The organism is Streptococcus sp. HF-100 (genome assembly GCF_015594635.1).
Classification (GTDB): Bacteria; Bacillota; Bacilli; order Lactobacillales; family Streptococcaceae; genus Streptococcus; species Streptococcus vaginalis.
Genome location: NZ_JADNQV010000015.1, coordinates 1 through 4,004 on the forward strand (window position 1 = coordinate 1; position 4,004 = coordinate 4,004).

The window sequence follows — 4,004 nt, forward strand, 5'->3', positions numbered from 1 at the left end:
GTCCTCGGCATGAGAAAGAGCACCCTTAGCTCAACTGGATAGAGTACCTGACTACGAATCAGGCGGTTAGAGGTTCGACTCCTCTAGGGTGCATAAAGAGATTTGACTTTTTTTGTATTTGTGATATAATGATTTTATATTCATAGAAAGAGCACCCTTAGCTCAACTGGATAGAGTACCTGACTACGAATCAGGCGGTTAGAGGTTCGACTCCTCTAGGGTGCATAGAAAAGAAGTCTCCTAGGACTTCATTTTTTCTATCCATACGGGAAGTAGCTCAGCTTGGTAGAGTACTTGGTTTGGGACCAAGGTGTCGCAGGTTCGAATCCTGTCTTCCCGATACTATGGCGGTGTAGCTCAGCTGGCTAGAGCGTCCGGTTCATACCCGGGAGGTCGGGGGTTCGATCCCCTTCGCCGCTATAATTGATCTTGTTGGACCTTTAGCTCAGCTGGTTAGAGCTCTCGGCTCATAACCGAGTGGTCGTAGGTTCAAGTCCTACAAGGTCCATTTTGTTATATTGTGGAGGATTACCCAAGCCCGGCTGAAGGGAACGGTCTTGAAAACCGTCAGGCGTGTAAAAGCGTGCGTGGGTTCGAATCCCACATCCTCCTTAGTAGGAATAGCGCGGGATGGAGCAGCTAGGTAGCTCGTCGGGCTCATAACCCGAAGGTCGTAGGTTCAAATCCTGCTCCCGCAATAGGTAGGCTCGGTAGCTCAGTTGGTAGAGCAATGGATTGAAGCTCCATGTGTCGGCGGTTCGATTCCGTCTCGCGCCATTTTTGAATAATTAAGCGGGTGTAGTTTAGTGGTAAAACTACAGCCTTCCAAGCTGTTGTCGCGAGTTCGATTCTCGTCACCCGCTTTGAACAGAGATGTTCAACCATACCAAGTTTTTGGACTTGGGCGCGTAGCTCAGGTGGTTAGAGCGCACGCCTGATAAGCGTGAGGTCGGTGGTTCGAGTCCACTCGTGCCCATAATATTTTTGGAGAATTACTCAAGAGGCTGAAGAGGACGGTTTGCTAAATCGTTAGGTCGGGTAACTGGCGCGGGGGTTCGAATCCCCCATTCTCCGTATTGAAGGAGTGTAGCGTTAGCTATCTCCTTTTCTATTACCTGTTGAATCTGGAGTGTCTATTGTGGGAGTAGAGTGAATCGTATGAAAAAATCCAAATTTATTATTATGACTGCTATTTTGATAATCGTAACTTCTGTACTTTTAGTTACTACTCGTTCTTTAGGTGTAGTGAATGCAACTTCTAATGTTGTTTCTATTTTGGATAATATTATTTCAAAACCATTTAATTTTTTGGTGGATGTTAAATCAGATTTGACTGATTTATCACGGACATATAAAGAAAACAAGCAATTAAAAAAAGCTTTATTTAAAGCAGAAGAACAATCTGCTGATTCAGTTTCATTAAAAGATGAAAATGCTCAATTAAGACAGCTATTAGAAATGAAAAATCTTTATGAGTCAAAAAAAACGGTTTCATCTGATGTTATTACGCGTATGCCGGTTTCTTGGTTATCTGAATTAACTGTCAATGCTGGTCGTCAGAATGGAATTCAAAATACAATGCTAGTGGTGGCAAATGGTGGCTTGATTGGTAGTGTGAAAGATGTTGCTTATCATTCTAGCCGAGTAAATCTTTTAACCAATAATAAAAATGTTGATAATATTTCAGTAAGAATTCAAACGGAGACAAGCACAATTTATGGTGTGATTGTTGGCTACAGTAAAGAAAAATCTGCTTTTATTATCAGTCAGTTAAATAGTTCGGATACCATTAAAAAAGGTGAGAAAGTTGTGACCAGTGGTTTAGGAACGTACAACATTCCTAATATTCCGGTTGGAACAGTCCTTTCTGTTACTGAAAAATCGGACCATTTGACAAAAGAGGTATTTGTAAAACCGAGTGCGGATTTGTCAGATATTCGTGTGGTAACATTGGTAGGAAATTGATATGAAATTTTTTAAAAACTACGTTTTATCTTTTTTGGTTTTATTTGTTGTGATGTTAGTAGATGGTCATCTTTCAAATATTTTGACTAATTTATTTCCAAATAATATCCACTTACTAAGTCATCTTTTACTTATCTTTATTTTGTATATTTCGATAAATCTTTCAGAAAATACTAATTTTATCATGTTGCTGTTAATTGGTTTATTGTATGATGCGTATTATTTTCATATTATCGGCATTTCGACACTATTGTTGCCTTTAGTGGGGATTGTTATTAGTAAATATAATTCTGTTTTGATGTCTAATCGAGTTAGTCGTTTTTTAACAGTTGCCATTTTAGTATTTTTCTTTGAGGTGGCTACGTTCGCTTTGGCAAATGTTACCCATCTAGCTCAAATGTCTTTTGCAGATTTTGTCGTTTATACAATTGCTCCGACAATGGTCTCAAATTTACTATTCTTTTTGTTGCTTCAACCAATTTTGGAGAAGATATATTTATGATAAGATTTTATGATGAATTGGAAATAGAAATGTAACAAAGGCGTAACATACTCAGCGCCTTTTTTTGTTATACTTATAAATGTCTTATCGAATAGGAGTATAATTGTTTATGAAGAAAAAATTACTTACGTCAATCTTATTAAGTACAATGGTTTTTGCACAGGGAGCATCTCTTGTAAATGTACATGCAGATTCTACTGATGACAAAATCGCTGCACAAGATAGCAAAATTAATAGTTTGAATGATCAACAAAAATCAGCTCAAGCTCAAGTAGATCAAATTCAAGCTCAAGTTTCATCTATTCAATCTCAACAAGAAAAATTGAAAGCTGAAAACGAAAAACTTCAAGCTGAATCAACAAAATTATCGGCTGAAATCGAAACGTTGTCTAAGAATATTGTAGCGCGTAATGAATCATTGGCTAATCAAGCACGTAGTGCTCAAACGAGCGGTACAGCTACAAGCTATATCAATACAATTGTAAATTCAAAATCGATTACAGAAGCTATTTCACGTGTTTCTGCGATGAGTGAAATTGTTTCAGCAAACAATAAAATGTTGGAACAACAAAAACAAGATAAAAAAGCTATTTCTGAAAAACAAGTAGCAAATAATGAAGCGATAAATACTGTTATCGCAAATCAACAAACACTTGCAAATGATGCAAAAACATTGTCTACTAAGCAAGCTGAACTAAAAGCAGCGCAGTTGAATCTTGCTGCGGAAAAAGCAACTGCTGAAGGTGAAAAGAACTCATTGTTGGCACAAAAAGCAGCGGCACAAAAGGCAGCTGAAGAGGCAGCAGCACAAGAAGCAGCTTATAAAGCACAACAAGCGGCGCAAGAACAAGCTGTAGCTTCTTCTGCTAATACAAGTTTGGCAGCACAAGTACAAGCTGTAAACAACAATAGTGGTGCAGCAGCTACGCCAACTCAAACAAATGTGACGCAACAAGCAGCAACTACTACTACTAGAACTGTGAGCCGTCCTACATATAGTTCATCTGCTTCAACTTATCCAGTTGGTCAATGTACATGGGGAGCAAAAACATTAGCTCCGTGGGCTGGTGATTACTGGGGTAATGGGGCTCAATGGGCAGCAAGTGCGGCTGCAGCTGGTTTCCGTACAGGTTCAACACCTCAAGTAGGTGCGATCATTTCATGGAACGATGGTGGTTATGGACACGTTGCTGTTGTAACAGCTGTTCAATCAGCTACAAGTATTCAAGTATCTGAAGCAAATTATGCAGGTAATCAAGCTATTGGAAATTATCGTGGTTGGTTCAATCCAGCTGCTGCAGGACAAGGTTCATTTACTTACATCTATCCAAATTAATGAATAAAAAGATAAAAAGTGTACTGACCCCCAAAAGTTGGACAAATAATTATTGAAAGGATTTAGCTCTGTATTGCACAGGGCTAAGTCCTTTTAGTTTGACCTTAATTCGTTTGTTGTTGTAATAATCAATGTAGTTCACAATAGCTTGTTCAAGGTCTTCTAAAGACCTAAAGTGATTCTCATAGCCATAAAACATTT

4 protein-coding genes and 11 tRNA genes are annotated in these 4,004 nt (G+C 38.7%); 14 read left to right on the forward strand and 1 reads right to left on the reverse strand.

The window, feature by feature from the left end; all coding sequences use genetic code 11:
- The first annotated feature begins 19 nt into the window (after positions 1-19).
- From IYQ23_RS09345 to pcsB, 14 genes are all read left to right on the forward strand, one after another.
- Positions 20-93: transfer RNA gene (locus IYQ23_RS09345), tRNA-Arg, on the forward strand.
- A 58-nt stretch (positions 94-151) separates the two neighbouring features.
- A tRNA-Arg gene (locus tag IYQ23_RS09350) sits at positions 152-225 on the forward strand.
- Between the two features lie 41 nt (positions 226-266).
- Positions 267-340 (forward strand) — tRNA-Pro (locus IYQ23_RS09355).
- A 6-nt stretch (positions 341-346) separates the two neighbouring features.
- A tRNA-Met gene (locus IYQ23_RS09360) sits at positions 347-420 on the forward strand.
- A gap of 14 nt (positions 421-434) precedes the next feature.
- Positions 435-508 (forward strand) — tRNA-Ile (locus IYQ23_RS09365).
- A gap of 14 nt (positions 509-522) precedes the next feature.
- A tRNA-Ser gene (locus tag IYQ23_RS09370) sits at positions 523-612 on the forward strand.
- A gap of 12 nt (positions 613-624) precedes the next feature.
- Positions 625-698, forward strand: a tRNA-Met gene (locus IYQ23_RS09375).
- Positions 699-704: 6 nt separating this feature from the next.
- A tRNA-Phe gene (locus tag IYQ23_RS09380) sits at positions 705-777 on the forward strand.
- Positions 778-792: 15 nt separating this feature from the next.
- Positions 793-863, forward strand: a tRNA-Gly gene (locus IYQ23_RS09385).
- Positions 864-902: 39 nt separating this feature from the next.
- Positions 903-976, forward strand: a tRNA-Ile gene (locus IYQ23_RS09390).
- Between the two features lie 10 nt (positions 977-986).
- A tRNA-Ser gene (locus IYQ23_RS09395) sits at positions 987-1,074 on the forward strand.
- An 84-nt stretch (positions 1,075-1,158) separates the two neighbouring features.
- Positions 1,159-1,965, forward strand: a complete 807-nt coding sequence (gene mreC / locus IYQ23_RS09400; RefSeq protein WP_195674724.1) for a rod shape-determining protein MreC — start codon at positions 1,159-1,161, stop codon at positions 1,963-1,965.
- A 1-nt stretch (position 1,966) separates the two neighbouring features.
- On the forward strand, positions 1,967-2,467 hold the full coding sequence (gene mreD, locus IYQ23_RS09405) for a rod shape-determining protein MreD (RefSeq protein WP_195674725.1): 501 nt from the start codon (positions 1,967-1,969) through the stop codon (positions 2,465-2,467).
- Between the two features lie 109 nt (positions 2,468-2,576).
- Complete coding sequence (gene pcsB / locus IYQ23_RS09410) at positions 2,577-3,803, forward strand: peptidoglycan hydrolase PcsB (protein WP_126466343.1); 1,227 nt, start codon at positions 2,577-2,579, stop codon at positions 3,801-3,803.
- Between the two features lie 49 nt (positions 3,804-3,852).
- Here pcsB and IYQ23_RS09415 read toward each other — a convergent pair.
- Positions 3,853-4,004 (reverse strand): IS3 family transposase (locus IYQ23_RS09415; RefSeq protein WP_195674726.1); only part of this gene is annotated, 152 nt, incomplete at its 5' end.

Coding starts and splice junctions, on each gene's coding strand:
- mreC (WP_195674724.1), top strand. CDS start 1,159: ATGAAAAAATCCAAATTTATTATTATGACTGCTATTTTGATAATCGTA.
- mreD (WP_195674725.1), top strand. CDS start 1,967: ATGAAATTTTTTAAAAACTACGTTTTATCTTTTTTGGTTTTATTTGTT.
- pcsB (WP_126466343.1), top strand. CDS start 2,577: ATGAAGAAAAAATTACTTACGTCAATCTTATTAAGTACAATGGTTTTT.